This window comes from Sphingomonas quercus (genome assembly GCF_018863195.1).
GTDB classification, from domain to species: Bacteria; Pseudomonadota; Alphaproteobacteria; order Sphingomonadales; family Sphingomonadaceae; genus Solisphingomonas; species Solisphingomonas quercus.
On record NZ_JAHKRT010000004.1, the window covers coordinates 128,347 to 145,614 of the forward strand.

The window sequence follows — 17,268 nt, forward strand, 5'->3', positions numbered from 1 at the left end:
ATGGTCGTGCCGAAAATTAACCTCGCGTTGGTTGACGCCGCCGGGCCAGCCGCTAAAGCCGTCGGCGGGCCACGCTGTCCCAACGCAGCGCGCGCTCTCTGTGAGGAGAGATTACATGACGGAATTCCCCCGCCCCGGCGTGAAGCCGGCTCGTCCGCATTTTTCGTCGGGCCCGTGCGCCAAGCCGCCCGGCTGGGCCGCCGAGAAGCTCGCCGCCGGATCGCTCGGCCGCTCGCATCGCTCCAAGCTCGGCAAGAGCCGCCTCCAATATGCGATCGACCTGACGCGCAAGGTGCTGCAGGTTCCCGACACCCACCGCATCGGCATCGTCCCCGGTTCCGATACCGGCGCGGTCGAGATGGCGATGTGGTCGATGCTCGGCGCCCGCAAGGTGACGACCCTTGCCTGGGAAAGCTTCGGCGAAGGCTGGGTGACGGACGCCGTCAAGCAGCTCAAGCTCGACCCCATCGTGATCAAGGCGCCCTATGGCGAGCTGCCGGACCTGACCCAGGTCGACCAGGACAGCGACGTCATCTTCACCTGGAACGGCACCACGTCCGGGGTCCGCGTGCCGGACGGCGACTGGATCAGCGACGATCGCGGCGGCCTGACCTTCGCCGACGCGACCTCGGGCTGCTTCGCCCAGGCGCTGCCCTGGGACAAGCTCGATCTCACCACCTTCTCCTGGCAGAAGGCGCTCGGCGGCGAGGGTGCGCATGGCGTGCTGATCCTCGGCCCCCGCGCGGTCGAGCGGCTGGAAAGCTACACGCCGGCCTGGCCGCTGCCGAAGATCTTCCGCATGACCAAGGGCGGCAAGCTGATCGAGGGCATCTTCAAGGGCGAGACGATCAACACCCCCTCCATGCTGGCGGTCGAGGATTACATCTTCGCGCTGGAATGGGCGCAGCAGGAAGGCGGCCTCGGCGGCCTGATCGCGCGCGCCGACGCCAACGCCGCGGCGCTCGACCAGTGGGTGCAGGCGACGCCCTGGGTCGAGCATCTCGCCGCCGATCCGGCGATCCGCTCCAACACCAGCGTCTGCCTGAAGTTCGCCGATTCGATCGCCCTCGACGAGGAGGCCAAGGCCGCGCTCGTCAAGAAGATCGCCTCGCTGCTCGAGGCCGAGGACGCCGCCTATGACGTCGCCGGCTATCGCGATGCGCCGGCCGGCCTGCGCATCTGGTGCGGCTCGACGATCGAGACCGACGACGTGGTGAAGCTCGGGCCCTGGCTCGACTGGGCGTTCCACACCGCGCGCGGCGGCTGAGGCCGAGCGCCCTTCCCTTCTTCCGTTCGCCCCGAGCAGAGGCTGAGCGCAGTCGAAGCCTCGTATCGAAGACTTCTTCGCTACGGCATTTCGACAGGCTCAATGCCTGTTCAGCACGAACGGGGAGGGAGATTCGATATCCCCTGTCATGAGGACATTTCCCATGCCCAAGGTACTGATTTCCGACAAGATGGATCCCAAGGCTGCCCAGATTTTCCGTGAGCGCGGGGTCGAGGTGGATGAGATCACCGGCAAGACCAAGGAAGAGCTGATCGCCATCATCGGCGACTATGACGGCCTCGCCATCCGTTCGTCCACCAAGGTGACCAAGGACGTTCTCGCCGCCGCGACGAAGCTCAAGGTCGTCGGCCGCGCCGGCATCGGCGTCGACAATGTCGACATTCCGGCCGCGTCCGCCGCCGGCGTCGTCGTCATGAACACGCCGTTCGGCAATTCGATCACCACCGCCGAGCATGCCATCGCGCTGATGTTCGCGCTCGCCCGGCAGCTGCCGGAGGCCGACGCCTCCACCCAGGCCGGCAAGTGGGAGAAGAATCGCTTCATGGGCGTCGAGCTGACCAGCAAGACGCTCGGCCTGATCGGCGCCGGCAATATCGGCTCGATCGTCGCCGATCGCGCGCTGGGCCTGCGCATGAAGGTCGTCGCGTTCGATCCCTTCCTGACGCCGGAGCGCGCCATCGAGCTGGGTGTCGAGAAGGTCGATCTCGACACGCTGCTGGCGCGGGCCGATTTCATCACGCTGCATACGCCGCTCACCGAGCAGACGCGCAACATCCTGTCCGCCGAGAATCTCGCCAAGACCAAGAAGGGCGTGCGCATCATCAACTGCGCGCGCGGTGGCCTGATCGACGAGGCGGCGCTGAAGGCCGGGCTCGACTCCGGCCACATCGCCGGCGCCGCGCTCGACGTGTTCGCCGAGGAGCCGGCCAAGGATTCGCCGCTGTTCAACACGCCGAACTTCATCTCGACGCCGCACCTCGGCGCGTCGACCACGGAAGCGCAGGTCAATGTCGCCATTCAGGTGGCCGAGCAGATGGCCGACTTCCTCGTCTCCGGCGGCGTCACCAACGCGCTCAACATGCCGAGCCTGTCCGCCGAGGAAGCGCCGAAGCTGAAGCCGTACATGGCGCTGGCCGAAAAGCTGGGCTCGCTGGTCGGCCAGCTCGCTCACGGCTCGATCTCGGGCATCTCGGTCGAGGCCGAGGGCGCGGCGGCCGAGTTGAACATGAAGCCGATCACCGGCGCCGTCCTGGCCGGGTTCATGCGGGTCCATTCCGACACGGTGAACATGGTCAACGCGCCGTTCCTCGCCAAGGAGCGCGGGCTGGACGTGCGCGAGGTCCGCCATGACCGCGAGGGCGATTACCATACGCTGGTGCGCGTGTCGGTCGCGACCCGCGACGGCGAGCGCTCGGTGGCGGGCACGCTGTTCGGCAATGCCGCGCCGCGTCTCGTCGAGCTGTTCGGCATCAAGGTCGAGGCCGATCTCGCCGGCCACATGCTCTATATCGTCAACGAGGACGCGCCCGGTTTCATCGGCCGTCTCGGCTCGACGCTGGGCGAGGCGGGCGTCAACATCGGCACCTTCCACCTCGGCCGCCGTGCGGCCGGCGGCGAAGCAGTGCTGCTGCTCTCCGTCGACTCCGCGCTCGACGAGTCGCTGCTCGCCAAGGTCCGCCAGCTGCCGGGCGTGAAGACGGCGATGGCGCTGGCGTTCTGAGCCTGCGGCCCTCTCTCCCGAGGCGGGGGAGAGGGCTGCAAGCCCGCCCGATTACAGTGCGAGGGCGCGCCGGCCACGCCGGAGCGCGACGCCGGCGACGCCGAAACCCGCGATCATCAGCGCCCAGCTCGCCGGCTCCGGCACGGCGCCGGCCCCCGCCGGCAGCAGCGTGCCGCGAATCTCGCCCCCCGGAAACGCCGCGGAGTGGACGTTGAGATAGGCGCGGCCGTCCGCCAGACCCTGCAGCAGATAGTCGAGGGCCACCGCGACCGAACCGCCCGCAACCGGCCCGCTGAGGAAGCTCGGATTGTAGGAGCTCGCCAGCGTCATATCGAAGGTGCGGTCGTAACTCCCGGCCGTCACGCCGAGGGGAAAGTCCGGGAAGGTCGGGGTCTGCGTCACCACCGCGCCCGTCGCGGCGGCGGGGCTGGCAAGGACATGGATGTGCGAGGCGGTGGTGGTGGCGAGCAGATCCTGGAACGTGACCTGCACGCGCATCGTCCGGGCGACATCGTCATAGCTGATCATCGCCGAGCCCGTCCCGGGCGATGCGTTCGGCGGCGCCTCGGCGGCACCGCCGAGGTTCGTCTCATAGACCAGCACGGTCGCGGCGGCCGGTTGCGCGGCAGCGGCGGACAGCAAGGCGGCGGACGCCAGATACCATGGCTTCATGGGTGCTCTCCACTGGAACGCCCCCCGGTGGGCGAAGGTAACCGAGCGGGGCATGGGTGAGCAAGCGTTCCGGCGTTGCTGCGCGACACAGGTTACGCCGCCGCCAGGTTCGTCTGCAAATGCCGTCGGCTGCAAGATCGTCGATTTCCCCGCGCGCAGCGAAAAGCTGGTGTTCGAGGTCGATGGGGATACACATGGGCGGCAAACACGCTATGACGCCGCCCATACCGCCTTTTTGGAAGATATGGGCTACCGCGTGATCCGGTTCACGAACGCTGAAGTGATGGGGAATATCGAGGGGGTAGCTCAGGTTATCCGACCGGGCCCTGGCCCCTCGCCGCTAGGCCCCCGCACGCCACCCTCTCCCCCGACGGGGGAGCGGGCTTAAATGGCCAGCACCTTTCCGCCCGCCCTTCTCCCAGAAGGTTTCCGTGATCGCCTGCCGCCCGAGGCGGAGGCGCTGGACCGGGCGCGTGCCGCGGTGCTGCGCGCCGCCGCGCTCAACGGCTATAATCTCGTCGAGCCGCCGCTTGCCGAGTTCGAGGCGGGGCTGGTCGGGCGGCTGAAATCAACACGGCCGCAGGATCTGCTGCGTGTCGTCGATCCCGTATCGCAGCGCACCCTCGCGCTCCGCCCGGACATCACCGCGCAGGTCGGCCGCATCGCCGCCACCCGCCTCGGCCACCGCGCCCGGCCGCTGCGGCTGGGCTATGCCGGACCGGTGGTGAAGGTGCGCGGCTCCGAGCTTCGGCCGGAGCGGCAGATGATGCAGGCCGGCTGCGAGATCATCGGCACGGATCACGTCACCGCCGTCGTCGAGACGCTGCGCGTCGCGCTCGATGCGCTGGAGGATGCCGGCGTCACCGGCATTTCCGTCGACCTGACCCTCCCCGATCTGGTGGCGCTGCTCGCCTCCGGCCCGATGCCGCTGCCGGCGGACCGGGTCGACGCGCTCATGCAGGAGCTTGACGGCAAGGATGCCGGCGCGCTCCCCGCGCTCGGCGCCGAGGCCTATCTGCCGCTGATCGCCGCCGCCGGCCCCGTCGAAGAGGCGCTCGCCCGGCTCGACACATTGCCCGGCCACGAGCTTCTCACCAGCCGTATCGCCGCCATCCGCGAGATCGCCACGGCGATCGCTCCGCGCGCGACGGTGACCCTCGACCCGACCGAACGCCACGGCTTCGAATATCAGAGCTGGATAGGATTTTCCCTGTTCACAACGCGCGCCCGCGCCGAAATCGGCCGTGGCGGGAGCTATTCGATTGTCCATGCCGATGGCCGGGAGGAGCCGGCGGTAGGATTTTCCCTATATCTCGATACGATCGTCGACGCCGGCATCGGCGAGGTGAGGCGGGATCGCGTGTTCCTGCCGCTCGGCACGGCAGAGGCGGCGGGCGCGGCGATCCGGGCCGCGGGCCGCGCCACCATTGCCGCTCTCTCCACGGCCGACGACGCCGAGGCACTCGGCTGCACCCATCGCTGGGACGGCACCAGCATCATCGCGCTTCAGGAAAGATAAGGACCATATGGCCAACGTCACCGTCATCGGCGCCCAGTGGGGCGATGAGGGCAAGGGCAAGATCGTCGACTGGCTGTCGGCGCGCGCCGATATCGTCGTGCGGTTTCAGGGCGGCCACAATGCTGGCCACACGCTGGTGGTGGGCGAGCAGACCTATAAATTGTCTCTGCTGCCCTCGGGGATCGTGCGCGGCACGCTGTCGGTGATCGGCAATGGCGTGGTGCTCGATCCGTGGCATCTGCGCGACGAGATCGCGAAGCTGTCCGCCCAGGGCGTGGCGATCACGCCTGACAATCTGCAGGTCGCCGAGACCTGCCCGCTGATCCTGCCCTTCCACCGCGATCTCGACGGCCTGCGCGAGGATGCTTCCGGCGCCGGCAAGATCGGCACGACCCGGCGCGGCATCGGACCGGCCTATGAGGACAAGGTCGGCCGCCGCGCGATCCGGGTGTGCGATCTCGCCCACCTCGATTCGCTCGGGCCGCAACTCGATCGCCTGCTTGCCCATCATGATGCATTGCGCGCCGGCTTCGGCGAGCCGCCGATCGACCGCGAGCGGCTGATGGCCGAGCTCGCCGAGATTGCGCCCGCCGTGCTGCCCTATGCACGCCCGGTGTGGACGACGCTCAACGACGCCCGCCACAAGGGCAGCCGCATCCTGTTCGAAGGCGCGCAGGGCGTGCTGCTGGATGTCGATCACGGCACTTATCCGTTCGTCACCTCGTCCAACACCATCGCCGGCACGGCGGCGGGCGGGTCTGGGCTGGGGCCGTCGGCGGCGGGCTTCGTGCTCGGCATCGTCAAGGCCTACACCACGCGGGTCGGCGCAGGCCCCTTCCCCACCGAGCTGACCGACGAGATCGGGCAGCGGCTGGGCGAGCGAGGCCATGAATTCGGCACCGTCACCGGCCGCAAGCGCCGCTGTGGCTGGTTCGACGCGGTGCTGGTGCGCCAGGCCGTCGCGGTGTCCGGCGTCACCGGCATCGCGCTTACCAAGCTGGACGTGCTGGACGGGCTCGAGGAACTGCGCATCTGCACCGGCTACCACCTCAACGGGCGGGACTATGACTATCTGCCGCCGCATCCGGCCGATCAGGCCGCGGTGGAGCCGATCTACGAGACCATCGAAGGCTGGGACGCATCGACCCAGGGCGCGCGCAGCTGGGCCGAGCTGCCCTCGCAGGCGATCAAATATATCCGCCGCGTCGAGGAGCTGATCCGTTGCCCGGTGGCCCTGGTCTCGACCAGCCCGGAGCGCGAGGACACCATCCTCGTCCGCGATCCCTTCGCGGACTGACGCCTTAACGCGGCGGCGGCGCGCTCGGCGTGGAGGCGCCTGTCGCGGCGTTGATGTCCGCGCCCTGTCCGGTGGCCGGGGTGGTGACGGTGGCGCCGCCGGCATTGGTTCCCACGCTGGCTCCCGGCCGAACGAGGTTGCTGCGGTTGTCGACGCGCAGCCCGCTGCCGGCCGCGCCTTGCGACATCGCGTCGGGCGTGGTCGTCCGCGTGCCGTTGACGGTGGAATTGACCGCACCGCCGACACCGGCATTGGCGGTCCCGGCGATGCTGCCACCCGGGACGCCCGAGCCGACCGTCCCGCCAGGGGCGCCGGCGCCAACCGTGCCGCCGACGCGGCCGGCGCCGTTGAGCTGGGCGGAGGCCATTGCCGGCAGGATGAGCAGGCCGGCCAGAATGATCTGTCTATGCATGAGCATCATCTCCAAAGCCCCCGCCCAAAGATAGGGCGCCGCCAGCGGCTTTGCGCGGGCGGCGCCCTAAAAATTTCCGGTCTGCCATCAATCGGTTAGCGCGGCTGCTCAGTGGCCGTCTTGTCGCGCTTGTGCTTGCCCGGCTTCGCCGTGTCGCTCGACGTCGCAGCGCCGGTGCTGCTGGTCGCAGGGGTCGCGGCCTGGGCATCCGGGCCCGACGGCATATTGGTCTCCGGGGTGCTCGCCGGGGCAGACTGATCCGCCGGAGACTGCGCCATCGGCATGTCCTGCGGCATTGCCGGGGCGGCCTGCTCCGCCGGCTGGGCCTGCGCGGCGAGCGGGAAAGCCAGAGCGGCGGCGGTAATACCAAGAAGGATACGCATTTTGTCTCTCCTCTACACGGCCGCTCGGGCGGCCTTGTTTATGAGATGGTAAGTCTGGGAGAGAAAACGAGTGTCACCGGGGCAAGTTGCACGAAAGAGACGATGGATGACAACTTGGCGAAGGTTGCGGGTTATACCGCCTTAGTAGCACGCCTCGTCGCAGAAGACGTGACGATTCAGCCCTCAACTTGCCCCCGATGGAGCATCTTCTGGTCAGCGAGGACAAGTGCCATCATCGCCTCGACCACCGGGGCCGCGCGAATGCCGACACACGGGTCATGCCGCCCCTTGGTGCGGATTTCGCTCGCCTCGCCGGTGCGGCTGATCGTCTCCACCGGGGTCAGGATCGACGAGGTAGGCTTCATCGCCACGCGCAGCACCACCGGCTGACCGGTGGCGATGCCGCCGGCCACGCCGCCGGCGTGGTTGGCGAGGAATTCCGGACGTCCATCGGCGCCCGGGCGCATCGGATCGGCGTTCTGCTCGCCGGTGAGCCGCGCCGCGGCGAAACCGTCGCCGATCTCCACCCCCTTCACCGCGTTGATCGACATGGCGGCGGCGGCAAGCTCGCTGTCCAGCTTGGCATAGACCGGCGCGCCCCAGCCGGCGGGCACGCCCGTCGCCACGCATTCCACGATCGCGCCGACCGAGGAGCCAGCCTTGCGCGTACGGTCCATGATCGCCTCCCAGCGCTGCGCGGCCGCCGCGTCGGGGCAGAAGAAGGGATTGCGATCAATCTCGGCGTCGTCGAATGCGCTGCGGTCGATGGCGTCGCCGCCGAGCTCGACCAGATAGGCGCGGATCGAAACCTCTGGAATCACGGCCCGCGCCACCGCGCCCGCCGCCACCCGCGCCGCCGTCTCGCGCGCCGAGGAGCGCCCGCCACCGCGATAATCGCGAAAGCCATATTTGGCGTCATAGGCATAGTCGGCATGACCGGGACGATAGGCGAGCGCGACCTCCGAATAGTCCTTGGAGCGCTGGTCGACATTCTCGATCATCAGGCTGATCGGCGTGCCGGTGGTGCGGCCCTCGAACACCCCGGACAGGATGCGGACCTGATCCGGCTCCTGCCGCTGGGTGGTGAAGCGCGACGTGCCCGGCCGGCGCTTGTCCAGCCAGGGCTGGATGTCCGCCTCGGCGAGAGTCAGTCCCGGCGGGCAGCCATCGACCACCACGCCGAGCGCGGGGCCATGGCTCTCCCCCCAGGTGGTGAAGCGGAAGACGCGGCCGAAGCTGTTCCAGGACATCGACTGCGCGATCTCAGGCGAGCGCGATGTCGGGGGCGTCCTCGGCCTTCATGCCGATGACATTGTAGCCGGCATCGACATGATGCACCTCGCCGGTGACGCCGCTGGACAGATCGGAGAGGAGATAGAGGCCGGCGCCGCCGACATCCTCGATCGTCACGTTGCGACGCAGGGGCGAGTTGAGCTCGTTCCACTTGAGGATATAGCGGAAGTCGCCGATGCCGCTGGCGGCCAGCGTCTTGATCGGGCCGGCGGAGATGGCGTTCACCCGGATCTTCTCGGGGCCGAGATCCATGGCGAGATATTTGACGCTCGTCTCCAGCGCCGCCTTGGCGACGCCCATGACGTTGTAGTGCGGCACCACCTTCTCGGCGCCATAATAGCTGAGCGTCAGGATCGCGCCGCCCTCCGGCATCAGCGGCCGGGCGCGCCGCGTCACCGCGACGAGGCTGTAGGCGGAGATGTTCATCGTCATCTGGAAGTTTTCCAGGCTGGTGTCGACGAACAGGCCGCGCAGCTCGTTCTTGTCCGAAAAGCCGATGGCGTGGACGACGAAATCGATCGTCGGCCAGCGCGCGGCGAGGGTTTGGAAGGCGCCGTCAAGCTGAGCCATGTCGGCGACGTCGCAATCGATCAGGAAATCCGAGCCCAGCTCGGCTGCCAGCGGGCGCACGCGCCGCTCCAGCGACTCGCCCTGATAGCTGAAGGCGAGCTCGGCACCCTGCGCGCGAAGCGCCTTGGCAATACCCCAGGCCAGCGAGCGATCATTGGCGAGGCCCATGATCAGACCCCGTTTTCCCTGCATCAGACCGGCCATCTTTGCTCCTTACCCCTGAACCGGCGGTTCCTTTACGCCCGCGCCGGGCGCTTCCGCCAGCGCCGCATTGAGATGCGCGCCGACGACGATGCCCAGCCCCACGAGCCAGAAGAAGAAGAGGGTGACGATAACGCCCGCCAATCCTCCATAAGTGAGGCTGTAGCCGCCAAGCTGGGCCAACGCCAAGGGAAGGATTGCCGTCGCCGCCACCCACCACAAGGTGGTGAGCAGCGCGCCGGGCCATTTGCGGCACTCGCCGTCGCGATATCGGGACGGCGTGACGGTGTAGAACAGCATGTAGAGCGCGCCGAACATCACCGCGTCGGGGATCAGCCGCGACAGGCGGATCCAGCCGGCCACGTCCTGCGCCCAGGGGAGCAGGCGATAGACGAACTGCTCGACGCCGAGCAGCACGCCCTGCACCAGGAAGGCGATCAGCGCGAGGATCACCGACATCACCGTCGCCGCCATTGCCCCCAGGCGATAGCGCCAGAAGGCGCGCCTGTAGGGGGTGCCGTAGGCGCGGCGGAAGATGTCGCGGATCGTCTCGATGAAGCTGCCAACCGTCCAGATGCCGATCAGCGCGCCGAACAGCGGCAGCGAGCCGGCGCGCGCGGCCAGCACGTCGCCGATCGGCTGGCGCAACAGTTCGGCCGCCTCGCCGGGCAGCGTATCGAGAAAATAGGCGACGGCGCCGATCACATCGGCATTGCCCCCGAGCAGCGAGGCGATCACGCCGGCGACGATGAAGAACGGAAATACCGTGAGCAGCGCCAGATAGGCGAGATTGCCGGCGTGGATGAAGCCGTCCGAATAGACGCCGATGGCGACCCGCCGGGTCACCTCCCAGGCCCGGACCGGCCAGCCGGTCGCTTCGGTGACGCGGGGCGCCTCGCCATGCTTCTGCCGTTCGGCGCGTGCTTCGGGGCTTTCTGGTGACATTGACGCGCCGAACCCCCCTGTTGCCGCAGTCAATACGCGCCGGGCGGCAACGGGGTTGCCGGACGGTTGTCGTTCAGACGCCGAGCGCGCTGCGCGGATTGCGGTCGCGCTCCGCCGTCCAGCCCTCGACAAACGCCTTGAGAGCCGCATCGTCCGCCGGCAGATCGATGATGAGGGTCACGAGCAGGTCGCCACGTCCGCCGTCGCGGGTGTGGAAGCCCTTGCCCGGCACGCGGAACACCTTGCCGGAGGACGACCCCGCCGGCACCTTCAGCATCACCGCCCCCTCCGCAGTCGGCACCTTCACCCGCGCGCCGAGCACCGCCTCGTCCAGCCGCACCGGCAGATCGAGACGGACATTGTCGCCATCGCGCGTGAAGAAGCGGTGCGGCTGCACGTCGACCGTCACCGTCGCGTCACCGGTGCCGCCCGGGCCGGCATCTCCCTGCCCCTTGAGCCGCATCGGGGTGCCGTTGACGGCATCCGCGGTGAGCTTGAGATTGATCGTCTTGCCGTTGGACAGGGTGACGCGCTGCTCCTTGAGCGCCACCGCCTCCTCGAACGGGACGGGCAGGCGATAGGACACGTCCGCCCCGCGGGGCGCCGCGCGACCGCGCCCGGTACCACCATAGGCGCCTGCGCCCGCGCCCATGCCGCCAAACGGGTTGCCGCCGCCGCGACCGCCGCCGCCGCCGAAGATGCCGTCCAGTATCTCGCTGAAATCGCCGCCCATGCCGGTGCCGAACTCGAAGGCCGCGCCGCCATCGTCGCCGCGGCCGGAGCGAAAGCCACCGCCGCCCATGCCGCCACCCATGCCACCGGTCCCGAATCCGAACGGCGCCTTGGGATTGCCGGCCTCATCGATCTCGCCGCGGTCGTAACGGGCGCGCTTGTCCTTGTCGGAGAGCAGGTCATAGGCCTGGGTGACGTCCGCAAAGCGCTCCGCCGCCTTGGGATTGTCCTTGTTGCGATCGGGATGGAGCTGCTTGGCGAGGCTGCGATAGGCTTTCTTGATCGCGGCTTCGTCGGCGTTCCGGGGTACGCCCAGCTTCTGGTAGAGATCCATGACGACCGGATATGCGGGGGGCCGCGCGGCGGATCAAGGCCTTACGGCACCAAAGCCGGCGCGCACGCGTTCCCGGGGGCGACATGGCCGTCTTCCCCTGCCCCTTCTGCCGCCAGCTTCTCCAGTTCGAGGCCCGGACCTGCCAGAGCTGCGGCCATGCCGTTGCCTATCGGCCGGACGCCGACGCCTTCCTGTTCCTCGACACCGAGGCGGGGTTGTGGCGCGGTCCGGACGGCAACGGCCTGGCGCTGCGGCCCTGCGCCAATGCTCGCTATGGCGCCTGCAACTGGCTGGTCGAACGGGACGCGACGGAGGATCGCTGCCGCGCCTGCCGGCACAATCGCATCATCCCCGACCTCGCCGTGCCCGGCGTGCTCGAGCGCTGGCGCAAGATCGAGGAAGCCAAGCGAAGGCTGATCCGCACGCTGATCCGACTCGGCCTTCCGCTCGAAAACCGCGTCGAGCGGCCGGCGGACGGCCTCGGCTTCGCCTTCCTCTATGATCGGTCCGCCGAACAGGGGCGGCCGCCGGTCCTGCCCACCGGCCATCAGGGCGGCATCGTCACGCTCAACCTGATCGAGGCGGACGATGTCGCGCGCGAGCGCATCCGCCGCGAGATGGGCGAGCCCTATCGCACGCTGCTCGGCCATTTCCGCCACGAGGTCGGCCATCACTATTGGTCGCGGCTGATCGAGCGCGGCCCGATGCTGGAAGGGTTTCGCGCGCTGTTCGGCGACGAGCGGCAGGATTATCGGGCGGCGCTCTCGGCCCACCACGCGCGCCACCGCGGCGCCGGCGCCGCCACGGCGAGCGAAACCCATGTCAGCGACTATGCCACCGCCCATCCATGGGAGGATTTCGCCGAAACCTTCGCCCATTTCCTGCACATCGTCGACACGCTGGCGACGCTCGGCGAATTCGGCATGGGAATGGACGAGCCGGGGCTGGGCGAGCCGGCGGTCGATTTCGATCCCTATCGCGCGCAGACGGCGGTCCTGGCCGGGCGCTGGATCCCATTCGCCTTCGCGCTCAACGCCATCAACAGGTCGATGGGGCAGCCGGACCTCTACCCATTCCGCCTGACGCCCGGGGTGGTGGTGAAGCTCGATTTCGTCAACCGGATGTGCGCGGCCGCCCGCGGCGAGCCATGGCCCGAGGAAGCGAGCCTCGCCGCGATGATCGCCACGCTGGGCCACGCCGTCGAGATGCCGGCCGATTAGGAGCCGACTCGGGAACCCGGCATAGAAAAAGGCCCGGCCTTCAAAGGAAGGCCGGGCCGCTTTTCCGTAGTGCGAGAGGGACTATTCGGACTGCTGCAGGTTCACCGCCGCATATTTGCCGCGGCGATCGACCTCCAGTTCGAAGGCGAGTCGATCGCCCTCGTTGAGGCTGCTCATCCCGGCGCGCTCCACAGCGGAGATGTGGACGAAGGCATCGGGCTGCCCATCGTCGCGCTGGATGAAACCAAAGCCCTTCATCGCGTTGAAGAACTTCACCGTGCCCGTGGCGCGCTCGCCAGTGAGCTGGCGCTGCGGACCGCCGGCGCCACCTGCGCCGCCGGGGCCACCGGCAGGACGCGGGCTCGCGGCGCGATCGGTCACCGGCAGCGGCTCGCCCTCGATCTTCAGATCGGTAGCGGACACGCGGCCGCCACGATCGACGAGGGTGAAGTCCAGCGGCTGGCCCTCGGCGAGGCCGGTCAGGCCCGCCTGCTCGACGGCGGAGATGTGGACGAACACATCCTCGCCGCCATCATCGCGAACGATGAAGCCGAAGCCCTTCTGGCCGTTGAAGAATTTGACGACGCCCTTGCCTTCGCCGATGACCTGGGCGGGCATCCCGCGGCCACCGCCGCCGCCGCCACCAAAGCCGCCGCCACCGCCGCCGCGGAAGCCGCCACCGCCGCCACCACCGTAGCCGCCGCCGCCGCCACCGCCGAAGCGATCGCCACCGCCGCCGCCGCCATAGCCGCCGCCACCACCGAAGCGATCACCACCGCCGCCATAGCCGCCGCCACCGCCGAAACGGTCACCGCCGCCACCGCCGCCATAGTAGTTGTCGTCTCCGAAACTGTCGCGCTTGTCCCTGCCGCCGCGCTGCCCACGACGCCCTCGATCAAAACTCATGCCGTGTCGTATTCCTACTCGCCCCATCATATCGAAGGACGTACGCGCCGGGCGCCGCGCGCGATCCTTCCGGCACGGAACAGAATACGTGCCAATACGAGGCATAGCGCAAAATAACAGTCTTCGCGAGGCATTTCAGAACATATTCTTTGGGTTTGCCGCAAGGCCTGCCCGGCCCGGCTTGCGCACAGGGCGGCCGGCCGGCAGAAACGACGCCATGGGCCAGATCACAACACTCCTCGCCGACCCCGCCGCGTGGGCGGCCCTCTTCACCCTGGTGGTGATGGAGGTGGTGCTGGGAATCGACAACCTCATCTTCGTCTCGATCCTGTCGAACAAGCTGCCCGAAGCCCAGCGCAGCAAGGCGCGCCGACTGGGCATCAGCATGGCGCTGGTGATGCGCCTCGCCCTGCTCTTCGCCATTTCCTGGCTGGTCGGGCTGACCACGCCGGTGTTCGATCTCGGCCTCGTCGGCCCGCCCGGCGATCATGGCACGCCGGCCTTCGAGACGGCCTTTTCCTGGCGCGACCTGATCCTCGTCGCCGGTGGCCTGTTCCTGGTCTGGAAGGCCACCAAGGAAATCCATCACCAGATGGAGCATGACGCCGAGGTCGCCACGCCGGTCGTGTCCGGCGGCGCCACCACCGGTTTTGCCGCGGCGATCGTCCAGATCCTCGCCCTCGACGTGGTCTTCTCGATCGATTCGATCCTGACCGCGGTGGGCATGACGGATCATCTGCCGATCATGATCACCGCGGTGATCCTCGCGGTGGGGCTGATGATGATCGCCGCCGACCCGCTGGCCAATTTCATCGGCCGCAACCCGACGGTGGTGATGCTGGCGCTCGGTTTCCTGCTGATGATCGGCGCGGTGCTGATCGCGGACGGCTTCGGCGTGCATGTGCCAAAGGGATATATCTACGCGGCAATGGCCTTCTCGGCGCTGGTCGAGACGCTGAACATCTTCCAGCGGCGGCGGCGGCGAGCGCGAACACGCTAAACGGGCATTGAAGCGACACGGCCCCGCGCCTATTCGGGCCGGATGACCGTTCATTTCCACGAAGAGGACCTGCCCGCCGACGTGCTGGCGCCCGGTCCCGTCGCCGTCGACACCGAGACCATGGGCCTCATCACCCCGCGCGACCGGCTGTGCGTCGTCCAGATCGCCGACGGGCGGGGGGACGAGCATCTCGTCCGCTTCGGCCCCGGTTCGGACTATGCCGCGCCCAATCTGCGCGCCGTGCTCGCCGATCCGGACCGGCTCAAACTCTATCATTTCGCGCGCTTCGATATCGCCGCGATCCGCCATTATCTCGGCGTGGTGGCGGCGCCGGTCTATTGCACCAAGACCGCCTCGCGGCTGATCCGCACCTATACCGATCGCCACGGCCTCAAGGAGCTGGTGCGCGAGCTGCTCGGCCAGGAAATCTCCAAGCAGCAGCAATCGTCGGATTGGGGCGCGCCGGAGCTGTCCGACGCGCAGAAGGACTATGCCGCTTCCGACGTGCGTTATCTGCACCGGCTGCGCACCGAGCTCGACCAGCGCCTCGCCCGCGAGGGCCGCACCGCGCTCGCCCAGGCCTGTTTCGATTTCCTGCCGGCCCGTGCCGAGCTCGATCTCGCCGGCTGGCCGGAAATAGACATCTTCGCGCACGTTTGAGCTGCGATGGCCGAGTCCGCCCTCACCCCCATGTCCGCCGAGGCGGGCCGCCAGCGTGACGAGCGTCGGCGCTGGGCGGCGCCGGGCGGCCGCCACGATCGGCTGATCTCGGCGGCGCGCATCGCGCTGCCGGCCGCGATCGGCGTGCTCGCCGCGCTGCTGGCGGTGGCGCCCCTGACGGCGGGGCGCGACGTGTCCTTCGTCCTCGCCAAGGATCGCGTCGAAGTGGCGCAGGAACGGATGCGGGTGTCCGAGGCGGTCTATCGCGGCGAGGACCGCAAGGGGCAGCCCTTCCAGCTGCGCGCCGCTTCGGCGGTGCAGGCGACCTCCACCGATCCGGTGGTGAAGCTGTCCGACCTGTCGGCGCGCATCATGCTGTCGGACGGGCCGGCCAATCTCGTTGCGCCGACCAGCCGCTATGACATGAACACCGAGATGGTCGACGTGAATGGACCGGTGCGCTTCACCCGCGCCGATGGCTCCGTCATCCAGACCCGCGACGTCACCGTGAATCTCGATTCGCGCCAGCTGAAAAGCGCCGCGCCGGTGGATGGGGTGATCCCGCTCGGCCGGTTCAGCTCGAATCGCTTCTCCGGCGACCTCGAGGCGCGCACGCTCAACCTCGACGGCAACGTGCGCTTGCATATCACCCAGCGCCGGGGCAGGGCGGCGCGATGATCCGCCGCCTGGCCTTGCTCGGTACCCTGATCCTCGCCGCGGCGCCCGCGCTCGGCCAGGGCATCGGCGCGCTCAAGGGCCATGACAGCGATGCGCCGGTCGATGTCTCGTCCGATCATCTGGAGGTGCAGGACAAGGCCAATCGCGCCATCCTCACCGGCAATGTCCGCGCCCAGCAGGGCGATCTGTCGCTCGCCGCGCCGCGCATGACGGCGGCCTATCTGCCCGGGCAGAATGGCGGCGATCCGCAGATCCAGCGGCTGGACGCGAGCGGCGGCGTCACCCTCGTCTCGCCGAGCGAGACGGCGCGCTCCAGCTTCGCCATCTACGATCTCAACCGCCGCATCATCACCATGATCGGCGGCGTCACGCTGACGCGCGGCACCAACAAGGTGAGCGGCGGGCGGATGGTCTATGATCTCAATTCCGGCCGGGCGACGATGGATGGCTCGGCGGTCGGCGGCGGCAGCGCCGCGGCGGGCGGGCGCGTCACCGGCCGCTTCACCGTGCCGAAACGCCAGGACCAGCCGCAAAGCCGATAGAATGGCCGGCGCGCCGGCGCATTTCGCGGGTGCGACATCTTTCGGCTGTGACGAGGTTATGCAATAAGCGCGCCAGATTCCGCCGCTGTAGGCGGCAGTTGCGTTGCAGCGAGGGTTTATGAACGACGTCGGCACAGTGGATCTTCGCGACCCGGCTCGTCCGGGGATCGCGAATTCCGGCTTGTCGATCGTCTCGATCGCCAAATCCTATGATCGCCGGCAAGTGTTGTCCGACGTCTCGCTCGATGTCGCGCGCGGCGAGGTGGTCGGCCTGCTCGGGCCGAACGGCGCCGGCAAGACGACCTGCTTCTATTCGGTGATGGGCCTGGTCAGGCCCGATGCGGGCCGCATCCTGCTCGACGGCGAGGACATTACCGGCCTGCCCATGTATCGGCGCGCGATCCTCGGCCTCGGCTATCTGCCGCAGGAGACCTCGATTTTCCGCGGCATGACGGTGGAGCAAAACATCCTCGCCGTCGCCGAGATGGCCGAGCCGGATCGCAACGCGCGGCAGGAGCGGGTCGACGGCCTGCTCGCCGAATTCCATCTCGAGCGGCTGCGCGACGCCAAGGCGACGGCGCTTTCCGGCGGCGAGCGGCGGCGCTGCGAGATCGCCCGCGCGCTCGCTGCCAATCCCTCGATCATGCTGCTCGACGAGCCGTTCGCCGGCATCGACCCGATCTCCATCGCCGACATCCGCGATCTGGTGAAGGACCTGAAGCGCCGCGACATCGGCGTGCTGATCACCGACCATAATGTCCGCGAGACGCTCGACATCGTCGATCGCGCCTGCATCATCTATGACGGCAAGGTGCTGTTCCAGGGCAGCCCGCGCGATCTGGTGGCCAATCCCGACGTCCGCCGGCTCTATCTCGGCGAAGGATTCGAGCTCTGAA

19 protein-coding genes are annotated in these 17,268 nt (G+C 68.4%); 11 read left to right on the plus strand and 8 right to left on the minus strand.

Going from position 1 to position 17,268, the window contains the following annotated elements; all coding sequences use genetic code 11:
• Positions 1–115: 115 nt before the first annotated feature.
• Both KOF26_RS09000 and serA read left to right on the plus strand, forming a co-directional pair.
• On the plus strand, positions 116–1,267 hold the full coding sequence (locus KOF26_RS09000; protein ID WP_216323455.1) for a phosphoserine transaminase: 1,152 nt from the start codon (positions 116–118) through the stop codon (positions 1,265–1,267).
• A gap of 163 nt (positions 1,268–1,430) precedes the next feature.
• Entirely contained in the window at positions 1,431–3,008 is a 1,578-nt protein-coding gene (serA, locus tag KOF26_RS09005) for a phosphoglycerate dehydrogenase (protein WP_216323458.1), read from the plus strand.
• A 51-nt stretch (positions 3,009–3,059) separates the two neighbouring features.
• Here the strand turns inward: serA and KOF26_RS09010 are convergent, their stop codons facing one another.
• The gene (locus KOF26_RS09010) at positions 3,060–3,680 is read right to left on the minus strand and encodes a CHRD domain-containing protein (RefSeq protein WP_216323460.1); all 621 of its coding nucleotides are present in this window, start codon (positions 3,678–3,680) and stop codon (positions 3,060–3,062) included.
• A 52-nt stretch (positions 3,681–3,732) separates the two neighbouring features.
• On the opposite strand from KOF26_RS09010, the gene KOF26_RS09015 reads away from it, so the two are divergent.
• Genes KOF26_RS09015 through KOF26_RS09025 form a run of 3 tightly spaced genes read left to right on the plus strand, consistent with a single transcriptional unit; the run spans position 3,733 to position 6,496 of the window.
• Positions 3,733–4,068, plus strand: coding sequence for an endonuclease domain-containing protein (locus KOF26_RS09015; RefSeq protein ID WP_216323465.1), 336 nt, complete (start codon positions 3,733–3,735; stop codon positions 4,066–4,068).
• Positions 4,069–5,199 carry an ATP phosphoribosyltransferase regulatory subunit gene (locus KOF26_RS09020; protein WP_216323468.1) on the plus strand — a complete coding sequence of 377 codons (1,131 nt, stop codon included), beginning with the start codon at positions 4,069–4,071 and terminating at the stop codon, positions 5,197–5,199.
• Between the two features lie 7 nt (positions 5,200–5,206).
• Positions 5,207–6,496 carry an adenylosuccinate synthase gene (locus tag KOF26_RS09025; protein ID WP_216323471.1) on the plus strand — a complete coding sequence of 430 codons (1,290 nt, stop codon included), beginning with the start codon at positions 5,207–5,209 and terminating at the stop codon, positions 6,494–6,496.
• A gap of 4 nt (positions 6,497–6,500) precedes the next feature.
• On the opposite strand, the gene KOF26_RS09030 is transcribed toward KOF26_RS09025, so the two are convergent.
• The 6 genes from KOF26_RS09030 to KOF26_RS09055 all read right to left on the minus strand — a co-directional run bounded on the left by KOF26_RS09030 (position 6,501) and on the right by KOF26_RS09055 (position 11,366).
• Positions 6,501–6,908 (minus strand): hypothetical protein, encoded by a 408-nt coding sequence (locus KOF26_RS09030; RefSeq protein WP_216323474.1) that lies wholly within the window; start codon positions 6,906–6,908, stop codon positions 6,501–6,503.
• A 95-nt stretch (positions 6,909–7,003) separates the two neighbouring features.
• Positions 7,004–7,291 carry a hypothetical protein gene (locus KOF26_RS09035; RefSeq protein ID WP_216323477.1) on the minus strand — a complete coding sequence of 96 codons (288 nt, stop codon included), beginning with the start codon at positions 7,289–7,291 and terminating at the stop codon, positions 7,004–7,006.
• A 176-nt stretch (positions 7,292–7,467) separates the two neighbouring features.
• Positions 7,468–8,541 carry a chorismate synthase gene (aroC, locus tag KOF26_RS09040; RefSeq protein ID WP_216323480.1) on the minus strand — a complete coding sequence of 358 codons (1,074 nt, stop codon included), beginning with the start codon at positions 8,539–8,541 and terminating at the stop codon, positions 7,468–7,470.
• Positions 8,542–8,554: 13 nt separating this feature from the next.
• On the minus strand, positions 8,555–9,358 hold the full coding sequence (gene fabI / locus KOF26_RS09045; RefSeq protein ID WP_216323482.1) for an enoyl-ACP reductase FabI: 804 nt from the start codon (positions 9,356–9,358) through the stop codon (positions 8,555–8,557).
• Between the two features lie 9 nt (positions 9,359–9,367).
• Positions 9,368–10,300: a YihY/virulence factor BrkB family protein gene (locus KOF26_RS09050; protein ID WP_216323485.1), complete on the minus strand. Its 933-nt coding sequence runs from the start codon at positions 10,298–10,300 to the stop codon at positions 9,368–9,370.
• A 73-nt stretch (positions 10,301–10,373) separates the two neighbouring features.
• On the minus strand, positions 10,374–11,366 hold the full coding sequence (locus KOF26_RS09055; protein WP_216323488.1) for a DnaJ C-terminal domain-containing protein: 993 nt from the start codon (positions 11,364–11,366) through the stop codon (positions 10,374–10,376).
• An 83-nt stretch (positions 11,367–11,449) separates the two neighbouring features.
• Here KOF26_RS09055 and KOF26_RS09060 point away from each other — a divergent pair, with 83 nt between their 5' ends.
• On the plus strand, positions 11,450–12,586 hold the full coding sequence (locus KOF26_RS09060) for a zinc-binding metallopeptidase family protein (RefSeq protein WP_216323491.1): 1,137 nt from the start codon (positions 11,450–11,452) through the stop codon (positions 12,584–12,586).
• Between the two features lie 81 nt (positions 12,587–12,667).
• Here KOF26_RS09060 and KOF26_RS17305 read toward each other — a convergent pair whose 3' ends face one another.
• On the minus strand, positions 12,668–13,492 hold the full coding sequence (locus KOF26_RS17305; RefSeq protein ID WP_216323492.1) for a cold-shock protein: 825 nt from the start codon (positions 13,490–13,492) through the stop codon (positions 12,668–12,670).
• 217 nt (positions 13,493–13,709) lie between these two features.
• Between KOF26_RS17305 and KOF26_RS09070 the strand changes: the two genes are divergently transcribed.
• The 5 genes from KOF26_RS09070 to lptB all read left to right on the plus strand — a co-directional run bounded on the left by KOF26_RS09070 (position 13,710) and on the right by lptB (position 17,267).
• Positions 13,710–14,492: a TerC family protein gene (locus KOF26_RS09070; RefSeq protein ID WP_216323495.1), complete on the plus strand. Its 783-nt coding sequence runs from the start codon at positions 13,710–13,712 to the stop codon at positions 14,490–14,492.
• A gap of 42 nt (positions 14,493–14,534) precedes the next feature.
• Positions 14,535–15,152 carry a ribonuclease D gene (locus tag KOF26_RS09075; RefSeq protein WP_216323497.1) on the plus strand — a complete coding sequence of 206 codons (618 nt, stop codon included), beginning with the start codon at positions 14,535–14,537 and terminating at the stop codon, positions 15,150–15,152.
• Positions 15,153–15,182: 30 nt separating this feature from the next.
• Positions 15,183–15,830: an LPS export ABC transporter periplasmic protein LptC gene (gene lptC, locus KOF26_RS09080; RefSeq protein ID WP_216324048.1), complete on the plus strand. Its 648-nt coding sequence runs from the start codon at positions 15,183–15,185 to the stop codon at positions 15,828–15,830.
• Positions 15,827–16,372, plus strand: coding sequence for an LptA/OstA family protein (locus KOF26_RS09085; RefSeq protein ID WP_216323498.1), 546 nt, complete (start codon positions 15,827–15,829; stop codon positions 16,370–16,372). The genes lptC and KOF26_RS09085 overlap by 4 nt, the downstream gene beginning before the upstream one ends.
• A 118-nt stretch (positions 16,373–16,490) precedes the next feature.
• Positions 16,491–17,267 (plus strand): LPS export ABC transporter ATP-binding protein, encoded by a 777-nt coding sequence (gene lptB / locus KOF26_RS09090; protein WP_216323500.1) that lies wholly within the window; start codon positions 16,491–16,493, stop codon positions 17,265–17,267.
• The last annotated feature ends 1 nt before the right edge of the window (position 17,268 follow it).